Below are 16,861 nucleotides of genomic sequence, written 5' to 3' on the forward strand. Positions count from 1 at the left end.
CCGGCGGTGGGGATTATCCGCCGTAAACCGAATACTGTTTTGTGAGACCGCCGGGGTGCTGCCGGCGGTCTTTTGCGCTCTTAGCCGAGGGCGCAATGCTTTCGGCGGGGCATTACCTCGCGCATCCCGCAAGTCCAGAGCTTAAAGACACGTTCGGATGGGCCCTTTTGGTCGGCGGCACCGGCCCGGAGCTGATAATCTATATTCTGTGTTTGGTATTAGTGGCACCGAGTTTATTATTCTGGCCATCATCACGTTTGTGGTGATTGGCCCCGAACGCATGCCCGAATACGCCCGTCAGATTCGTGAATTCGTCAAGACTGTACGCCGTATGGCCTTTGACGCTAAGGACGACTTTAAGGAAGCCCTGGGCGAGACGGGTCTGGAAGATATTAACTGGCGCCAGTACGACCCCCGCCAGTACGATCCGCGCGTGATTGTGAAGCAGGCATTCGCGGAGGATGACGCCGAGCGTGAGCGTGAGGCGAAGGCCCGCGAAGAGGCGCTGCTGAAGGAAAAGGAGAAGGCTGAGAGCCGTGCTCTTCCGCGAGGCGCATACGCCCCCTTCGACGTGGACGCCACCTAAGATTTTGAAACGAAAGAACCCCGCACCGGTGATGGCGCGGGGTTCTTTCTGTATCAGCTTTTAGAAGCTTGATCCTAGACGAAGAGCGGCAGGCTCTGCCCGGCCCTCGACTCGCCAGAATGCAGAAGCTGCGAGGCGATGGACTGGATCTCCTTAGCCGTCGCTGAGTCGGGACGACCCCACACGACGGGCATGCCCTCGTCGCCGCCGGTGCGCAGGCTCACGTCCAGGGGAACCGAGCCAAGTAGCGGGACGGGGTAGGAGAGCGCCTCGGTGAGACGGTCCGCGAGCACCTGCCCGCCTCCGGAACCGAACATGTCGAGCACGGTGCCGTCGGGCAGGGTCATGGCGGCCATGTTCTCGACCACGCCCACGACCTTCTGGCCGGTCTGCAGGCTCAGGGTTCCGGCGCGTTCGGCCACATCTACGGCGGCGTGCTGCGGGGTGGAGATGAGCACGAGCTCCGCATTGGGTAGCAGCTGCGCCATGGAGATGGCGATGTCGCCGGTGCCGGGCGGCAGATCCAGCAGCAGCACGTCCAGGGCGCCGAAGTGCACGTCCATGATGAACTGCTCCAGCGCGCGGTGCAACATGGGGCCGCGCCACGCCACCGGCTCGTTACCCTTGAGGAACATGCCGATAGAAATCACGCGAATAAAACCGCCACCGACCTGCGCATCGCCCCAGCGGCGGGCGGGGGCGGGAACATCCACGGTCGGCGGAAGAATCAGGTCATCCAGGCGCGTGGGGGCGTCAGTGATGCCGAGCAGGCCCGGAATCGAGAAGCCGTGCACGTCCGCGTCGATAATGCCCACCGAAAGCCCGCGCGAGGCGAAAGCCGCCGCGAGGTTGACCGTCATGGAGGACTTGCCCACGCCGCCCTTACCGGACACCACACCGAACACGCGGGTCAGCGAGCCGGGTGCGGTGAACGGGTTGGTGCGCTCGGGCTTGAGCATCGAACGCAGGGCAGAGCGCTGCTGCGGGTTCATCGCGCCCACCTGCAGTTGTACGCGCTCGATGCCCTCCACGGTAGTGGCGGCCTCGCGCACCTGCTGCTCGATGGTGTTCTTCAGCGGGCAACCCTCGATGGTGAGCAACACCTTCACTTCGGCCCAGTGGCGGCTGGGAATCGGCTCGCCCCGCTCATCCAGTTCGGGATGCACGAGTGCGGTTTCGACCATGCCAAGCTCCGTAATGGGGCGGCGCAGCTCGGGATCCTCCACTCGGGCAAGGGCCGCGTAGAGTGCATCCTGCAGCGGGTTATCGGCGCTCACGGGCGCCTCCCTCCGGGGTAGCGTCCGAGATCTTGGCCGGGCTTTCCGCCTTCCGTTCGCCCGAGTTCTCAGCGTGCGCGGAGTCCTCGTTCTCGGCTTCCGCGCCCTCAACGCCGTCGGAGGCATCGATATCGTCGATGGCCTCCTCCAGGTCCTCAATGTCCTCGCTGATGTCCTGCAGCTGTTCGGCGTGGCGCTCCTGCTCCTGCGCAATGTTCTGCAGTTCCTCAAGAATGTCGCGCAACTCGCTACGGACGAAGTCACGGGTCGCAACCTCACGCAGAGCAATACGTAGCGAAGCGATCTCGCGGGTCAGGTACTGGGTCTCCTCCAGGTTCTGCTGATCGCGCTTGCGGTCCTCGGAAGCCATCACACGGTCGCGGTCATCCTGACGGTTCTGCGCGAGTAGCAGCAGGGGAGCGGCGTATGAAGCCTGCAGGGACAGCATCAGGGTCAGCAGGGTGAAGTTCAGGCTACGCGGGTCGAACTGCATCTCCTCCGGCGCGAGGGAGTTCCAGGCCAGCCACACGCCACAGAAGATGGTCATCCACATCAAAAATTGCGGGGTACCCATGTAGCGTGCGAACGCCTCGGTCATGCGGCCGAAAGAGTCCGGGTTGGGGCTGGAAAATAGCCTCGGCTTGCGGGTGCCGGGGGTGCTCAGCTGGGAGTCGCTACGCTGCGGGCGGGCATCGCTGCGCTCGCGGTTGCGTTCAGCGTATTTTTTCTCCAGACGGTCTTTGAGAATGCGCGCCTTATCGATGCGGGGGTTCTCTTCGGTACGGTTTGCGTCGCGGCGGTTAGCATCACCCAAAGCGTCGTCCTACCTTTCGTACGGGAGTTCCATCATCGTTAGTTCGCCAGTCTTCGGGCAGGAGAGCATCGAGCACGTCGTCGATGGTCACTGCGCCTACTAGGCGGTGCGAATCGTTCACAATGGGAACGATGGTCAGGTCGTAGGTTGCGAGCACGCGAGCTAGCTGTTCGAGGCTGGCCTGGTCAGAGACCGGCTCGGTGTCAGTATCAAGGATGTGACCGATAGGCTCGCTCGGCGGCACACGCAACAGCTTCTGCATGTGCACCAGGCCCAGGTATTTACCCGTCGGTGTTTCCAGGGGCGGGCGGGTCACCATGACGGCAGCCGCCATCGCCGGAGGAATCTCCTCAGCGCGGATGTTAGCGAGCGCCTCGGCGACGGTCGCCTCGGGGGATAGGATAATCGGCACGGGGTTCATGAGCGAACCGGCGGTACCCTCGTCGTATTCAAGCAGTCGACGCACGTCGTCCGCCTCGTCGGGCTCCATGAGCTCCAGTAGCTTCTCACGCTGGGCGTCGTCGAGTTCGATAAGCAGGTCGGCCGCGTCGTCCGGTTCCATCTCTTCGAGCACCTGCGCTGCACGCTCGTCGTCCAGGTGTGAAAGAATCTGCACCTGGTCCTCGGCGGGCAACTCCTGCAGAACGTCTGCGAGGCGCTCGTCCTGCAACTCGGCGGCGATTTCGACCATGCGTTTATCGCTCATCTCGTGGATGGCGTCCGCAAGGTCGGCGGGCTTGGAGTTTTCGTGGTTGGCCACGAACGCGGTGGCCGCCTGCGGCTCCACGTCGGTCGAGAGCAGAGCCTCGTCCCAGTCGACGATGAGAGTTTCTTTGGACCGGCGGCGCCAGGTGCTGGAGCCGGAGTTGACGCGGGAGACAAACAGTTCAGTGACCCCCCAGTCGCCATTGCGGCGCTGTTCAATGGCGACGTCCTCAATGACGGCGTCACCGCTGCCGTCGAGCAGACGCACGCGACGGTCGAAAAGCTCACCAACGATGAGGGTCTCAGAGTTACGCTGTTCGAAGCGGCGCAAGTTCACCAGGCCGGTCGAAATAATCTGTGAAGCGTCGATACTGCGCACACGAGTCATGGGCATGAACACGCGTTTCTTGCCGAGCACCTCAACGATGATGCCGACAACAATAGGTTCGGTGCCCTTGGCGGGGCGGGCACCCGCAATGGATGCGCCCAGGCCGCGTTTGAGCACGACGACGTCGCGGAGACGGCCGAGGCGGTCACCGAAGGGGTCAAAAACATCGAGGCCCAAAAGGCGGGCAATGTAAATCTTGCTGGGGGCGCTGAACTTAGAATTGCTCACCCCTCTAGGGTACGCTCCACCGCCTGGAATCGCACTTTGAGCGTTCTCGTTCTCAACGGTGCACGCTGAGAAGCCCAGCGGCTGAGTTCTTGCAGGCCGGTACAATTAAAACCATGACTTCTCAGTTGCCGAATCTGCCCAATACCCCGCCCTCATCGTTCATGGCCTCGCGCCTGGCACAGGCTAACGGCCACCCCATGCCGAGCGGCGAGCCGGTCGCCTCCTTCGTGCGTCACGACGACGCGCTGTCCGCTTTTGACGTGCTGAGCGAGCAGCAGTTCCCGGTGACGGCGCTGTATCTGGTCAACGACGGCATCCGTCAGGTGGAGTACCCGGTGCAGACCGGCTACGGCCGCGCCCTGCTGGTATCCGCCATCCAGGGCGTCATGATCGGCCTGCTGTACTCGATGTTTGTGGCGGCCGGCGGCACGAACTTTATGACCGCGGCACTCTCAACGGTGCCGATTTCTGTGGCTATTTTTGTGCTGTGGCGCGTGTTCGACCTGCGCCGCGGCCGTGGGGTGCGCTACCCCATGCGCACCGAGGCGATTCCCTCCCGCACCGTGCTGTACGCTCTGCCGGAGTACGCTCAGGATGCGCGGCGCGTGCTGGGTGCGCACCCTCGCTTCTCGGCAGCGGTTGCGGCTGCACGTGCGGCGACAGCCCCGCAGGATTCTCAGGTGCGTGCCGCTCAGAGCACCGTCTCGATGAATGGCGCGCCGGTTCCGACCGGTGCCCCGAAGGCGCCGTCCTATCGTTCGCAGGCCGGTAGCCAACCCGCCCCGAACCAGAACCTGCCCGAGCGCGATACTACCGCGCAGAACGCGGTGGCCCAGAGCGCGGCGCAGAACATGCCGGCGCCCACCCAGCCCACGCAGACCGTTCCGACCGCCCAAATCCAATCCGCTCAGTCTGCCCAGACCCAGCCCGCCGCCCAAGAGCTGGCAAGCACCGCACAGGCAAACGCGCAGACGGATGCACAGAAGCGCCCGGCTCAGCGCTTCGGCCTGCGCGTGGACGACCCGGAGGAATACGCCAAACTGATTCAGCCCAAGCCGCAGCGTCCCACCCCGCGCCCGCAGGGCCTACATGATAAGAACCAGCCCACTCAGGACTCCGAATAACCTCAACCTGCAACACGGTAGCCGCCCCTAGCCGTGGGAAACAGGCAGAGAAGACGGCAATATAGAAGACACGCGGAAGCCCCTCACCGATTCACTCGGTGAGGGGCTTTCCTCATGCATAGACAACCGGTACTAACCGGTACATCCGGCGGGGATGGGGTTACGCCTCCTTGGAGAGCTTAGCCATCCACTCCTCAATGCCCTCGACGGTGCGGGGCAGAGCAGCGGAGAGGTTCACGTTGCCGTCCTCGGTGCAGAGCACATCGTCCTCCAGGCGGATGCCGATGCCGCGGTACTCCTCGGGAACAGACAGGTCCTCGTCCTTGAAGTACAGTGCCGGCTCAATGGTGAAGACCATGCCCGGCTCCAGCTCAGCCCACATGTACAGCTCAGCCTTAGCCTGTGCGCAGTCGTGCACGTCCAGGCCCAGGTGGTGGCTGGTGCCGTGCGGCATCCAGCGGCGGTGCTGACCGCCCTCAACGGTGAGCGAAACATCGGCGGAAACCGGCAGCAGGCCCCACTCTTCCAGGCGGTGCGCCAGAACGTTCATGGCGGCCTCGTGGATTTCGTAGAACTTGGTGCCCGGCTTAGCCTCAGCGAACGCGGCGTCAGCGGCGTCCAGCACAGCGTTGTAGACCTTCGCCTGAACCTCGGTGAACTTACCGTTCACGGGGAAGGTACGGGTCACGTCTGCGGTGTACAGGGTGTCGTCCTCAACACCTGCGTCCAGCAGCAGCAGCTTGCCGTCGTCCACGGTGCCGTTGTTACGAATCCAGTGCAGGATAGTTGCGTTGTTACCGCAAGCTGCGATGGTGTCATAGCCTAGGTCGTTACCGTCGGTACGTGCCACGGAGAAGAACGCGGTCTCAACCACGCGCTCGCCACGGTGGTGCTCCTTAGCCTTCGGCAGCTCGCGCACAACCTCCTCGAAGCCCTTGACGGTCATAGCAACCGAACGCTTCAGGTTCTCAACCTCAAGCTCGTCCTTAATCAGACGAGCCTCAGAAAGAGCCACAGCCAGCTCGGAGTCCAGCTTGTCAGCCTGCTCCAGCTCCACGCCGGTGTTGTAGCGGGATGTGTCAACGAGAGCATCAACAGCCGGGTCAACGTTGCGGACCAGGCGGATGTTTACGCCACCCAGGCCCTGGTTGCCGGCGTTCTTGGTGATGGCCACCTCAAGCTCGGACAGGTCGCGGGTGCGGATGCCGAAACGCTCCGAGAACTCCTTCAGAGTCGGGCGGGGGCCAACCCAGAACTCGCCGTAGCGTGCATCTGCGTAGAACTCGGTGGTGTCGCGGCCAGCCAGCGGGCGGAAGTACAGGGTCACCTCGTGGTTAGAACCGTTGTCGCCGGTACCCTCTTCGACGGGCTCAAAAATCAGCACGGCATCCGGCTCATGGTCGATACCCAAACCGGTCTGGTGCGCAAACGCCGAGTGCGGGCGGAAACGGTAATCGCAGTCGTTCGAACGGACCTTCAGAGGGCCTGCGGGCAGAACCAGGCGCTCGCCGGGGAATGCCTTAGAAATCTTGGCGCGGCGCTCGGCTGCGTAATCGGCTACGCGCTCGCGGGTGTAGCCACTGTCCTCGGCCTTGGCCCAGTCCTTAGCGATGAATTCAGTAAACGCAGGTGCTTTGGGGGTGCTGCGGTGATCAGTCTTCTGAGCTTCGGTGCTCTTCTTATTGTTCTCAGTCATGCCTTAATCATATCGCCTTCGCCACAGGCGGGCGTATATTCGGGTGACCTTGACTAAATAGGCGATGGGCCGCCGCTAATGTTGGTAGGGTTGAATCAGAAGAGTAGATGACATGCCTTAAACCCCGCTGAGGTGGCAACGAACTAGCAGGGGCGGGGAGGGAGAGAATTATGGCGCAGACAGAACATCGAAACAGCAAACGGCAGAGTAGCGAACAGCAGGCACCGCAGCCCGCTGAATCGGGCGCGCCTGAAAACCTGAACCCTGCTGGGCGGTATGACCTGCATATTCACTCCGCTATCTCAGACGGCACCCAAAGCCTTGAAGAGCTGGTGCCGCTCATCGCCCACACCGGGCTGGCCGGATTCGCTCTGACCGATCACGACACTGCCTCCGGATGGGAACAGGCCGCACGCCTGGCTAAGGAGCACGACCTGGACTTTCTGCCCGGCGCCGAGTTCTCCTGCCGCTACCGCTACACCGACGACGAAGGCCACTCCCGCACAAAGACGATTCACCTGCTGGCCTACGGCTTCGACCCGGTGCACTCAGAGCTTGCCCACCGTGTGGAGGAAATTCGTCTCAGCCGCGAGGGCCGCGCCCGCGCCATCCTCGAGCGTCTGGCCGCCGACTACCCACTGACCTGGGACGACGTGCTCGCCCAGGTGGGGGAGGGCAACGCTGCCGTGGGCCGCCCGCACATTGCCGATGCGCTGGTTGCCGCCGGAATCGTGCAGGACCGCACCGAAGCCTTCAACCGCTTGCTCTACACGGGCAGCCCCTACTACGTGCCCCAGCAGGCCCTGGACCCGGTGGAGGCGGTGCGCCTGGTCCGCGAGGCCGGCGGCGTGCCGGTCATCGCGCACCCCATGAGCACGATGCGCGGCCCCGCGTTGAGCTTGGAGTACCTGGGCAAGCTGGTGGATGCGGGCCTGGCCGGCGTGGAGGTGTATCACCGCGAAAACTCCGAGGAAGACCGGGCGCGCCTGCTGAAGTTTATCGAGGAGTGCCGCGCGGCGGGCACCGACCTGCTGGTGACGGGTTCGAGTGATTATCACGGCGCGGGCAAGCCGAACCTACTGGGTGAGAATACGACGGATGCGGCGACGGTGGCGCGTATCCGTGAACAAATCGCGTAGGGCACCCGACGGGCCGCACCTATTCACGCCTATTCAGCGAACGCACGAAGGGGCGGGACGGAATCTCCTGAGATTCCGTCCCGCCCCTTTTCGCATACGGGTTGCGCCTCTGGCGGCGCGGTTAAGCCGGCCCGAATTACCGGGCAGGTCGAACGAGCTAAGCCGGCCTGAAAAGTAGAACCGGACGCGCGGCTACAGGCTCTCGCGGGAGGCTCGGTGCTGCAGCACCTCCTCGGCCGTGGAGGCGGCCGCCTCCGCAGCCCGCGCTGCGCGAGCCTTCGCACGTGCCTGACGCTGACGCTGACGGCGCAGCTCGTTCCGCCCATCGATGCGCATCTTCCGATCCACCGCATCCATCGAGGCGTGACGCACGAACTCGCATGAGGCGCCCTCCACCCGGCGGGTCGTCTCAGTCAGCGTCTCCAGCACCGCCTTGAGCGCGTGGCGGCTCGCCGCCGTCAGCGCGTCGCGGCTCGTGCCGCCGCGCACACCCACCGTGCGCTTGGGTGTAAACAGCACGCTTGCCCCGCGGGGCACGCCACGGTACGCCTCGAAAGAGACCGGGTCCACGTTCAGGCGCTTCGCCATGACCTCAATCGCCGGCGGATTCTGGTCCACGCACACGAACTTGCGGCCCAGCTGAGCCGCCGCCGCGCCCGTCGACCCCGAACCCGCGAAGAAATCCAGCACCCAATCGCCCGGGCGGGAGCTTGCCGCAATCATGCGGCGCAGCAGGCCGGTGGGCTTCTGCGTGGGATAACCCGTCTTCTCCTTACCCGTCGGCGACACAATCGTATGCCACCACACGTCCGTGGGGAGCTTGCCTCGCGAGGCCTTCTCCTCGGTCACCAGGCCGGGGGCCATGTACGGTTCACGGTCCACCTCGGCGGTGTTGAAGTAGTAGCTGCGGTGGTCCTTCGCGTACACGAGGATGTTGTCGTGCTTGGTCGGCCAGCGGCGCGTGGACTTCGCGCCGTAGTCGTACGCCCAAATCAGCTCGTTAATGAAGTTCTCACGCCCAAAAATCATGTCGCACATGATTTTTACGTAGTGCACTTCGCGCCAATCCAGGTGCAGATACAGGGTGCCGTCCTGCGCGAGCAGACGGTGCGCCTGCTCAATGCGCGGGGCCAGGAACGCCCAGTAGTCCTCGAAGGAGTCATTGTAACTCGCCAGGGTCTGCAGGGTGCTGGAGTAGTTCTTGCCCTTAAACCCGGTGCGGTCGCCCTTCTCGGAGGCCTCCGAGCTCAGCGTGCGGCGCGTCTGCTTCTTGCCTGTGTTGAAGGGCGGGTCAATGTAGATGACCGTGAACGCGCCGTCAGGCAGCTCGCGCAGGTAGTGCAGGTTATCGGCCTGCACAACCAGGGACGGGCCCTGCGGGTCGAACGCGGAGGCGCCACCCGGCTCGGCGGGGGAGGGCACGGCGGGTGCCGATGATGCTGAGATACCCAACCCTAGGCCTCAGTACCGGGGCGCTCGGCACCGGAACGTTCGGAGGAACGGCGGCGGGTGCGGCGGCGCGGCTGACGCTCAGTGGACTTACCCTCCACCGGCTGACCCTCAACGCGGCGGGTACGGCGACGCTGGCGGGGCGCACGCTCGGTGCGGGGCACCTCGGACTCAGAACCCGAACGATCGGAGGAACGCTCTGCCGAACGCTCAGAGCGGCGGCGGCCCTCGGAACGGCCGCCCTTCTCGCCATCTCGGGAACGGCCACCGCGGCGGCCACCCTTCTCACCGTCGCGGGAACGGCCACCGCGTCCACGGGAATCGCGGCGGGAACCGCGACCGTCACGGCTTTCACGTTCCTCGCGGGCGTTAGCGAAGAACTCGTCGCCCATGCCCTCGGCCACGCGCTCCTCGCGGGGCAGGCGGCCCTTCGTGCCAAGCGGAATGTTCAGGTCGTAGAAGAGATGCTCAGAGGAGGAGTAGGTCTCCACGGGCTCGGGCACGCCCAGCTCGAGGGCGTCGTTAATGACCTTCCAGCGGGGCAGATCGTCCCAGTCCACCAGGGTGACCGCGGTACCTTCGTTGCCCGCGCGGCCTGTGCGGCCGGTACGGTGCAGGTAGGTCTTCTCGTCCTCGGGCACGCGGTGGTTAATCACGTGGGTCACGTCGTCGACGTCGATACCGCGGGCGGCCACGTCGGTGGCGACCAGGATGTCGACCTTGCCGGTGCGGAACGCCTTCAGCGCCTGCTCGCGGGCCACCTGGTTCAGGTCGCCGTGCAGGGGAGCGGCTGCGAAACCGCGGTTGACGAGCTCCTCGGCCACGCGGGCGGCGTCACGCTTGGTCTTTGTGAAGATGACGGTGCGACCGCGACCGGTGGCGCGCAGGATGCGGCCAATCATCTCGTCCTTGTCAAGATGGTGGGCGCGGTAGACAACCTGGCGAATCGACGCCTTGGTCTTCGAAGCGTCCTCAGGGTCGGCGGCGCTAATACGCATGGGCTTGGTCATGTACTGACGCGCCATGGCAATCACAGGGCCGGGCATGGTGGCGGAGAACAGCATGCTCTGACGCTTCTCGGGCAGGTAGCTGAGAATCTTCTCCACGGAAGGCTGGAAGCCCAAATCCAGCATCTCATCGGCCTCGTCAAGAACCACAATCTTGACCTGCTTGAGGTTCAGGAAACCCTGCTTGTGCAGGTCGATGATGCGGCCGGGGGTGCCCACAGCCACTTCCAGGCCGCGGCGCAGCAACTCGGCCTGCGGCTCAATCGGCACACCACCGTAGAGGGTAGCGACGCGGGCGTTGCGCAGTTTAGCGGCAATTGCCAGGTCGTCGCCCACCTGAATGGCGAGCTCGCGGGTGGGAACCAGAATCAGGGCCTGAGGTGCGCCAGGGTGCTCCAGGTCGGCCCAGCCCTCGTCGTCACGGCCAACCACGCGCTGGATGGTGGGCAGGCCGAAGCCGAGGGTCTTACCGGTACCGGTCTTCGCCTGGCCGATAATGTCCTGGCCGGACAGGGCCACGGGAAGGGTGAGTTCCTGAATGGGGAAGGGGGAGGTGATGCCCACCTCGGCGAGGGCATCGCTAATGTCCTGGCGCACGCCGAAGTCCGCGAAGGACTTAGGGCGCTGGGCGGTTTCCTGCGTATTCGTATCAGTCACTGGACCGTCTTTCTACCCCGCGCGCGGGGTGTGTCGTCTCCCCGAAGGGGTAGAGGCCAGTGCCAGCGGGGCTGTGCAGTGGCCGGTCGATATCGAAAGCCGGCCGCGGGAAATTCTAATGCGGGAAATTCTGCCGAGAACGCCGCGCGTGGGTCGCTCCGGCGGGTGAGCCGGTGCGGTGGTGCGTGCTCGCCGCCCGGCGTAGAAAGTGCTGGGGTTCGGGGCCGCGCTACGGCGTAATACTCGGGGTACAGGGTGGGTACGACCGGTCATTCACTTAACCCCTCAATATTAACCCGAATCGCTCCGGAACGCACCATCGAGAGGCTGTGGTGTGCGCCCCTGTCGTGGCTGTTACAGCGGGAACGCCGTGGGGGCGGGGGCATACGTGCATCGCCAAAACTGGAAGGTGAGCGAAGCATCCTCAAGACCGCTAGCGCAGGGTGGAGAGTAGGGCGGAAACCGGAACCACATGTGGCCTTCATGGATGCGCAACGCCCCGCCACTCCGCGGGAAACGCGGAGGGCGGGGCGTGCCGAATTATAGGGTTACGAAGCAGCGATTAAGCGCCGATACCGAAGCCCACGTGACGCTTAGCGTCGCTACCGAGCTCGACGTAGCTAATCTGGCCGCCGGGAATCAGGGTGGTGTTGCCCTTGTCATCCATGACTTCCAGAATCGAGCCGTTCTCGATGGCCTTGGTGACCTTCTCGGTGAGAATTTCCTGAGCTTCGCTGGTTTCGATAACGATTTCGCGGGTGTTATGGCGAACGCCAATCTTAATTTCCATGGTTCTCCTTGCGTACGTTCTCAGGGGGCTCGCCGCCAGCCAACCATGGTTAGGGGAGAGCCTCCACCTTGTTCTGTTTGCACCTCCTATTTTAGCGCTCGGGTGCCCCCGCGGTGTGGATTGTTGCGGATGTATTGCCTTAGGTTAAGAGCGCCGGGTTGAAACTAACGGCAGAAACCAGTACCCGAGCAGAAGCCAGCGGCAGAAACCGCGGGGGAGGGCGGAGAAGGACACACGGCGGATATGGAAAAAGCCCGGTTGATACAGCCTGCCTCTGTGTAGCCTGCATCGACCGGGCCCTACCAAGAGCTATAGAGCCAATCGCCTAATCGTCCTCAACCTGAATACCGTACAGAACCTCCAGGGCGTGCACATACTCATCCGTGCGGCCCTGAGCCGCCAGCATCTTCGCACGCACCGTCGGAGTGTGCAGCAGAGACTTCACCATGCGGCGCATCGCGATTTCCAGCTGCTCGGCGGCCGCACCGCACCCGAACTGGTTACGGGTCTTCTCCAGCTCAGAGTCGAGCACCGCCATCGTGTGCGAGCGCAGAGCCACAATGGCCGAGTCAATCGCGCGGGCGCGCTGGCGCGACAGGAAGGCAGCCAGCTCGGACTCCACGATGCGCAACGCGGTGGCTACGGCCTCCTCGGTCTCCTCCGGGGCTGCCAGACGCACCGACTCAAGGGTAATCAGTTCGACGTTCGGCAGGTCAGCCACCGAAGGGTCGAAATCGCGCGAGAGGGCCAAATCGAGAATCGTGTGGTGGCCGGCAGGAATCTGCTCGGGCTGAAGCGGCGCGGAACCACCCGAGCAGCCGATAATCAGGTCGGACTCAGCCATGGCTTGCGTCATGCCACCCTCAGGCACCGCAAAAACATCGCGTTTGGCGGCGAATTCGGGGGCGCGTCCGGAGCGGGAGTTCACCCAGATGTCGGTGCAGCCGCGGTCGCGCAGGGCAGCAATTGTGGCGCCCGCGTAGGCGCCGGTACCGAACACCAGGGCACGGCGGGTAGGCCAATCTTTCTCGGTCACCTCGTCGGCTAAATCCAGAGCCACGGAGACAATAGAGCGTCCCTGGGAGCCCAGGAGGGTGTGCTGGCCGACCTGACGAGCCGTGTGCGCGGCGTGCTCGAAGAGCTGAACCAGCTCGCCGGGCAGAGGACGCTCATCCTGCTGTGCCTTCTCCTGCGCGGAGGCGAGGGCACGGCGTACCTGGCCGGCAATCTCGCGCTCGCCCACGACGGCGGACTCCAGGCCGGAGGCGACCGTCAGTAGGTGGCGGACGGCGTCCTCTCCCTCGTACAGGTCGAAGCTGTCGGCAACGAGTGCGGGATCCAGTCCGGAGCGGCCGGAGATGCTGGAGGTAATCATGTCGCGGACGGTGGGCAGGTGCGCGGCAATGGGGAGCTGGACGTACATTTCGAGACGATTGCAGGTAGCCAGGACCACCGAACCGGTTACGCCCAGCTGGCGGGCGTCGTCGCTAGAGAGAACGTCAGGTATGCCAGAGGCACCGGCGCTCAGGGCAGCGACGGTGGTCAAATCTACTGTGTGGTGCGATGCCACAAATGCATAAGTACTCACTAGTGACTAATCATAACCGCCGGGGGTGACGGGCTGTAAAGCGCGCATAGCCTAAGTGGCTTCATAAAGCGTGATGGTGGTGGGGTGTGGGCGGGGAATAACGGGGAGCAAGCACTCTCTAAGGGGCTCAAAAAATAGGCATGAAAGATAAGGAAAATAAGCGTGGGTCGCTCCGGGGTGTATCGTTCGATGAATAAATAATCACTTCGGCGGGCTTCTTGATGCTTCACAGGATGCGCTATAGGCTCCCCACTAGGGGTTTTATTCTTAAAAGTGTGTGAGTACCCCCGCTGTGCCCCCGTAAAATTATGGGACAGATAAGGCGAACCTGAGCCGTAACATAGTGAAGCATGGGAGAAGCTAAGCATGACAAAGTGTCATAAAAACCCCTAACAAAACCTGTCACACTAGACACTATGAGCGAAAACCAGCAGCACACACCTTCGGCCGAAAGCTCTGCACCCTCGCAGACCCTGCCCGCGCACCCCACCGACGCACAGCGTCCCCTGCTCACCGACGAACAACTCGCGCACCTGCCCGCACAGCACCCCCTGCGCGCAGGCACCGCCGCATCCTCGCCCATGCTTCAGGCCCTCACCGGCCGTCCCTCAAGCCACCGCCCCGTCTGGTTCATGCGCCAGGCAGGACGTTCCCTGCCCGAATACCGCCGAGTGCGCGAGGGCATCCCCATGCTGGAGGCCTGCCTCACCCCCGAGCTGGCCGCGGAAATCACCGTTCAGCCCGTCCGCCGCCACAAGGTCGACGCCGGCATCTTCTTCTCCGACATCGTCATCCCCATGAAGCTCGCAGGCGTCAACGTGGACATCGTGCCCGGTAAGGGCCCGGTCCTCGACCGCCCCGTACGCACCCTCGAGGATGTGCGCGCCCTACCCGAGCTGAGCGAAAGCGCCCTGGACCCCATCCGCGAAGCCATCGCCGCAACCATCGAAATGCTCGGCGACACCCCGCTCATCGGCTTTGCCGGCGCCCCCTTCACCGTGGCCGCCTACATGGTCGAGGGCGGCCCCTCCCGCGACCACCTGCGCCCGCGCACCATGATGCACGCCGACCCCGCCGCCTGGCACGAGCTGGCCTCCTGGGCCGCCCGCACCGCCGGCCAGTTCCTGCGCGCGCAGATTGAGGCGGGCGCCTCCGCCGTGCAGCTCTTCGACTCCTGGGCAGGATCCCTCGGTGAAAGTGACTACCGCCGCTACGTGCAGCAGCACTCCGCCGAGACCCTCGAGGCGGTGCGCGAGTATGGCGTGCCGCGTATCCACTTCGGCACCGGCACCGCCGCGCTGCTGCCCGCAATGCACGAGGCCGGCGCGGACGTCATCGGCGTGGACTACCGCTTGCCGCTCTCCGCTGCAAACACCCTGCTCAACGGCGCTGTACCCCTGCAGGGCAACATTGACCCGGCCCTGCTCGCCGCGGGCCCCGAAAGCCTCTACGCACACGTGGACGACGTGCTCGCCGAAGGCTCAGCCGCCCCCTCGCACGTGGTGAACCTCGGCCACGGCGTACCCCCGACCACCGACCCGCAGGTCCTCACCGACCTGGTCCGATACATTCACGAGAAGACCACGAACTAGGGCGACGAACTCGCGGGGTCGGCGTAGAATCGGCACCGTGGGAATACCACCTCGACCACCGGCCACCAGCTGACAGACAAAGGAGAACCAACCATGGGGAATCACGATAACCAGGCGCACCGATACACCGCGCAGGGGCAGTCCTCCACCGCACGTCTGGCGGCACGAGCGGCCCACCGCGCCAACGAGAAGGCACCCACCGCCATCGTCATCGGCGGTGGCCCCTCCGGCCTGATTGCGGCCCGCCGCCTCGCCGCAGCCGGACTGCGCGTGACCCTGCTCGAGCAGCGCCCCCACCTCGGTGGTGCCGTCGGCGCACACGAGGTCGGCGGCCTGCTGCTGGACTCCGGCGCCGAATCCTTCGCGACCCGTAGCCCCATCGTGCGCGAACTCGTCGAGGAGCTCGGCCTGGGCGACCAGATTGTTACCCCGCACTCCTACGGCTCCTGGCTGTACCTGCCGCAGGGCGCCCGCCGCACCCCCAGCACCGGCATCATGGGTATTCCCGGCAACGTGAGCGATAAGTCGCTGATCCCCGTTATCGGTAAGAGCGGCCTGCGCCGCGCCCAGCTGGACCGTCTCCTGCCCGCCTCCGTGGGCGAGAAGGCGAAGACCCTGGGCGAGCTCGTGCGCCTGCGCATGGGCCAGAAGGTGCTCGACAACCTGGTCGCACCCGTGGTCTCGGGCGTGTACTCGAGCCACCCCGACAACCTGGATGTGGACGCCACCATCCCCGGCCTGCGCGCGGCCCTGCGCAAGCACGGCTCCCTCTCGGCAGCCGCGGCCGCCTTCCGCTCGGCGGCCCCCGCCGGCTCGCAGGTTGCGGGCATCGTGGGCGGCATGAACCAGCTCTCCGAGCGTCTCGTGGAGGAGCTCTACGAGGCCGGTGTGCGCATCGTGACCAACTTTGACGTCATCGCCGTGGACCGCGACGAATCCACCGGCCAGTGGTTCATCATCCAGCGCCACACCACCGACGGCGAAAACACGCCCCTCTACGCCGACTACCTGGTGCTCGCCACCGACGGCCCGACCGTGGCCCGACTCATCGGCCCGCACGTCTCCACCGCGCTGCCCGCCGTGGAACCCGGCCCCGAGGTCGCCCTCGTGACCCTCGTCGTGGATGCCCCGGCCCTCAACCAGCACCCCCGCGGCACCGGCCTGCTCGTCTCGGAACAGGCCACCGCCGTGCGTGCCAAGGCCCTGACCCACGCGACCGCCAAGTGGCAGTGGGTGGCCGACGAAGCCGGCCCCAACCGACACGTGGTGCGCCTGTCCTACGGCCGCGGCGGCGAGGATTCCTGCTTCTCCGAGGTCGCCCTGGCCGACGAGCAGCTCATCACCCTGGCACTGCGCGACGCAAGCCGCATGATGGACGTGCCGCTCACCCGCGACAACCTGGTGGATGCGGACGTCGTGCGCTGGCGCGGCGTTCTGCCCGCCTCCACGCCGGGTCACCGTAAGCGCGTGCAGGAGTTCCGCGAGCGCGCCAGTGAGCTGGGCACGCTCAGCACCGTCGGTTCCTGGGCCGCCGGCTCGGGCCTCGTGGTCACGGTACGCGACACCTACGAGCAGATGGACCGCCTCATCACCCATGCCGCCCAGAACTGGGAAGGCGTGAAGGCCCCCGAACCCATGCAGGATGTGGCGGCCGCCCCCGGCGCCAAGCCCAAGGGCGCGTAGCATCCCTTTAAAGACTTCCCACACCTGTGGGATGCCTCCTACCGCGTTCAGCGGGAAGAGCGCAGAATATTCACCAATCAACCGGTGCGCGGCTACGGAAGCCTCGCACCACGAACAGCGGGTTACCGCTGAGGAAAG

Annotated in this window: 13 protein-coding genes; 5 read left to right on the forward strand and 8 right to left on the reverse strand. The window is 64.7% G+C overall.

All coding sequences use genetic code 11. The annotated features are described in order from the left end of the window. Window positions 1-208: 208 nt before the first annotated feature. The gene (locus JX292_RS06640) at window positions 209-586 is read left to right on the forward strand and encodes a twin-arginine translocase TatA/TatE family subunit (RefSeq protein ID WP_204862809.1); all 378 of its coding nucleotides are present in this window, start codon (window positions 209-211) and stop codon (window positions 584-586) included. A gap of 74 nt (window positions 587-660) precedes the next feature. Here JX292_RS06640 and JX292_RS06645 read toward each other — a convergent pair whose 3' ends face one another. Genes JX292_RS06645 through JX292_RS06655 form a run of 3 tightly spaced genes read right to left on the reverse strand, consistent with a single transcriptional unit; the run spans window position 661 to window position 3,998 of the window. Further along, window positions 661-1,863 carry a P-loop NTPase gene (locus JX292_RS06645; RefSeq protein ID WP_204862810.1) on the reverse strand — a complete coding sequence of 401 codons (1,203 nt, stop codon included), beginning with the start codon at window positions 1,861-1,863 and terminating at the stop codon, window positions 661-663. After that, the gene (locus JX292_RS06650; RefSeq protein ID WP_204862811.1) at window positions 1,850-2,677 is read right to left on the reverse strand and encodes a DUF1003 domain-containing protein; all 828 of its coding nucleotides are present in this window, start codon (window positions 2,675-2,677) and stop codon (window positions 1,850-1,852) included. The genes JX292_RS06645 and JX292_RS06650 overlap by 14 nt, the downstream gene beginning before the upstream one ends. After that, window positions 2,670-3,998, reverse strand: a complete 1,329-nt coding sequence (locus JX292_RS06655) for a magnesium transporter MgtE N-terminal domain-containing protein (RefSeq protein ID WP_204862812.1) — start codon at window positions 3,996-3,998, stop codon at window positions 2,670-2,672. Before JX292_RS06655 ends, JX292_RS06650 begins: the two co-directional genes overlap by 8 nt. A gap of 113 nt (window positions 3,999-4,111) precedes the next feature. Between JX292_RS06655 and JX292_RS06660 the strand changes: the two genes are divergently transcribed. Beyond that, a complete protein-coding gene (locus tag JX292_RS06660) occupies window positions 4,112-5,122 on the forward strand; it encodes a hypothetical protein (protein WP_204862814.1) in 1,011 nt (336 codons plus the stop codon). 160 nt (window positions 5,123-5,282) lie between these two features. Here the strand turns inward: JX292_RS06660 and JX292_RS06665 are convergent, their stop codons facing one another. Next, window positions 5,283-6,818 carry an aminopeptidase P family protein gene (locus JX292_RS06665; protein WP_204862816.1) on the reverse strand — a complete coding sequence of 512 codons (1,536 nt, stop codon included), beginning with the start codon at window positions 6,816-6,818 and terminating at the stop codon, window positions 5,283-5,285. A 170-nt stretch (window positions 6,819-6,988) separates the two neighbouring features. Between JX292_RS06665 and JX292_RS06670 the strand changes: the two genes are divergently transcribed. Next, on the forward strand, window positions 6,989-7,957 hold the full coding sequence (locus JX292_RS06670) for a PHP domain-containing protein (protein WP_204862818.1): 969 nt from the start codon (window positions 6,989-6,991) through the stop codon (window positions 7,955-7,957). A gap of 192 nt (window positions 7,958-8,149) precedes the next feature. Here JX292_RS06670 and JX292_RS06675 read toward each other — a convergent pair whose 3' ends face one another. From JX292_RS06675 to JX292_RS06690, 4 genes are all read right to left on the reverse strand, one after another. Continuing rightward, window positions 8,150-9,409, reverse strand: coding sequence for a DNA-methyltransferase (locus JX292_RS06675; protein WP_204862820.1), 1,260 nt, complete (start codon window positions 9,407-9,409; stop codon window positions 8,150-8,152). A gap of 2 nt (window positions 9,410-9,411) precedes the next feature. Then, window positions 9,412-11,070 (reverse strand): DEAD/DEAH box helicase, encoded by a 1,659-nt coding sequence (locus JX292_RS06680; RefSeq protein ID WP_204862822.1) that lies wholly within the window; start codon window positions 11,068-11,070, stop codon window positions 9,412-9,414. A gap of 562 nt (window positions 11,071-11,632) precedes the next feature. Beyond that, window positions 11,633-11,860, reverse strand: coding sequence for a DUF3107 domain-containing protein (locus JX292_RS06685; protein ID WP_204862824.1), 228 nt, complete (start codon window positions 11,858-11,860; stop codon window positions 11,633-11,635). 325 nt (window positions 11,861-12,185) lie between these two features. Then, window positions 12,186-13,448, reverse strand: a complete 1,263-nt coding sequence (locus tag JX292_RS06690; protein ID WP_204862826.1) for a glutamyl-tRNA reductase — start codon at window positions 13,446-13,448, stop codon at window positions 12,186-12,188. A 416-nt stretch (window positions 13,449-13,864) separates the two neighbouring features. Between JX292_RS06690 and hemE the strand changes: the two genes are divergently transcribed. Together hemE and hemG are read left to right on the forward strand one after the other, a co-directional pair. After that, the gene (gene hemE, locus JX292_RS06695) at window positions 13,865-15,040 is read left to right on the forward strand and encodes a uroporphyrinogen decarboxylase (RefSeq protein ID WP_204862828.1); all 1,176 of its coding nucleotides are present in this window, start codon (window positions 13,865-13,867) and stop codon (window positions 15,038-15,040) included. Between the two features lie 93 nt (window positions 15,041-15,133). Next, window positions 15,134-16,723, forward strand: coding sequence for a protoporphyrinogen oxidase (hemG, locus tag JX292_RS06700; RefSeq protein WP_204862830.1), 1,590 nt, complete (start codon window positions 15,134-15,136; stop codon window positions 16,721-16,723). Window positions 16,724-16,861: the final 138 nt, after the last annotated feature.

The sequence above is a fragment of the Rothia mucilaginosa genome (assembly GCF_901875305.1).
Classification (GTDB): Bacteria; Actinomycetota; Actinomycetes; order Actinomycetales; family Micrococcaceae; genus Rothia.

What these genes read in the sequence shown, in the direction of transcription:
- JX292_RS06665 (WP_204862816.1), bottom strand. Translation starts at nt 6,818, where the DNA reads ATGACTGAGAACAATAAGAAGAGCACCGAAGCTCAGAAGACTGATCAC.
- JX292_RS06685 (WP_204862824.1), bottom strand. Translation starts at nt 11,860, where the DNA reads ATGGAAATTAAGATTGGCGTTCGCCATAACACCCGCGAAATCGTTATC.
- JX292_RS06670 (WP_204862818.1), top strand. Translation starts at nt 6,989, where the DNA reads ATGGCGCAGACAGAACATCGAAACAGCAAACGGCAGAGTAGCGAACAG.
- hemG (WP_204862830.1), top strand. Translation starts at nt 15,134, where the DNA reads ATGGGGAATCACGATAACCAGGCGCACCGATACACCGCGCAGGGGCAG.
- JX292_RS06660 (WP_204862814.1), top strand. Translation starts at nt 4,112, where the DNA reads ATGACTTCTCAGTTGCCGAATCTGCCCAATACCCCGCCCTCATCGTTC.
- hemE (WP_204862828.1), top strand. Translation starts at nt 13,865, where the DNA reads ATGAGCGAAAACCAGCAGCACACACCTTCGGCCGAAAGCTCTGCACCC.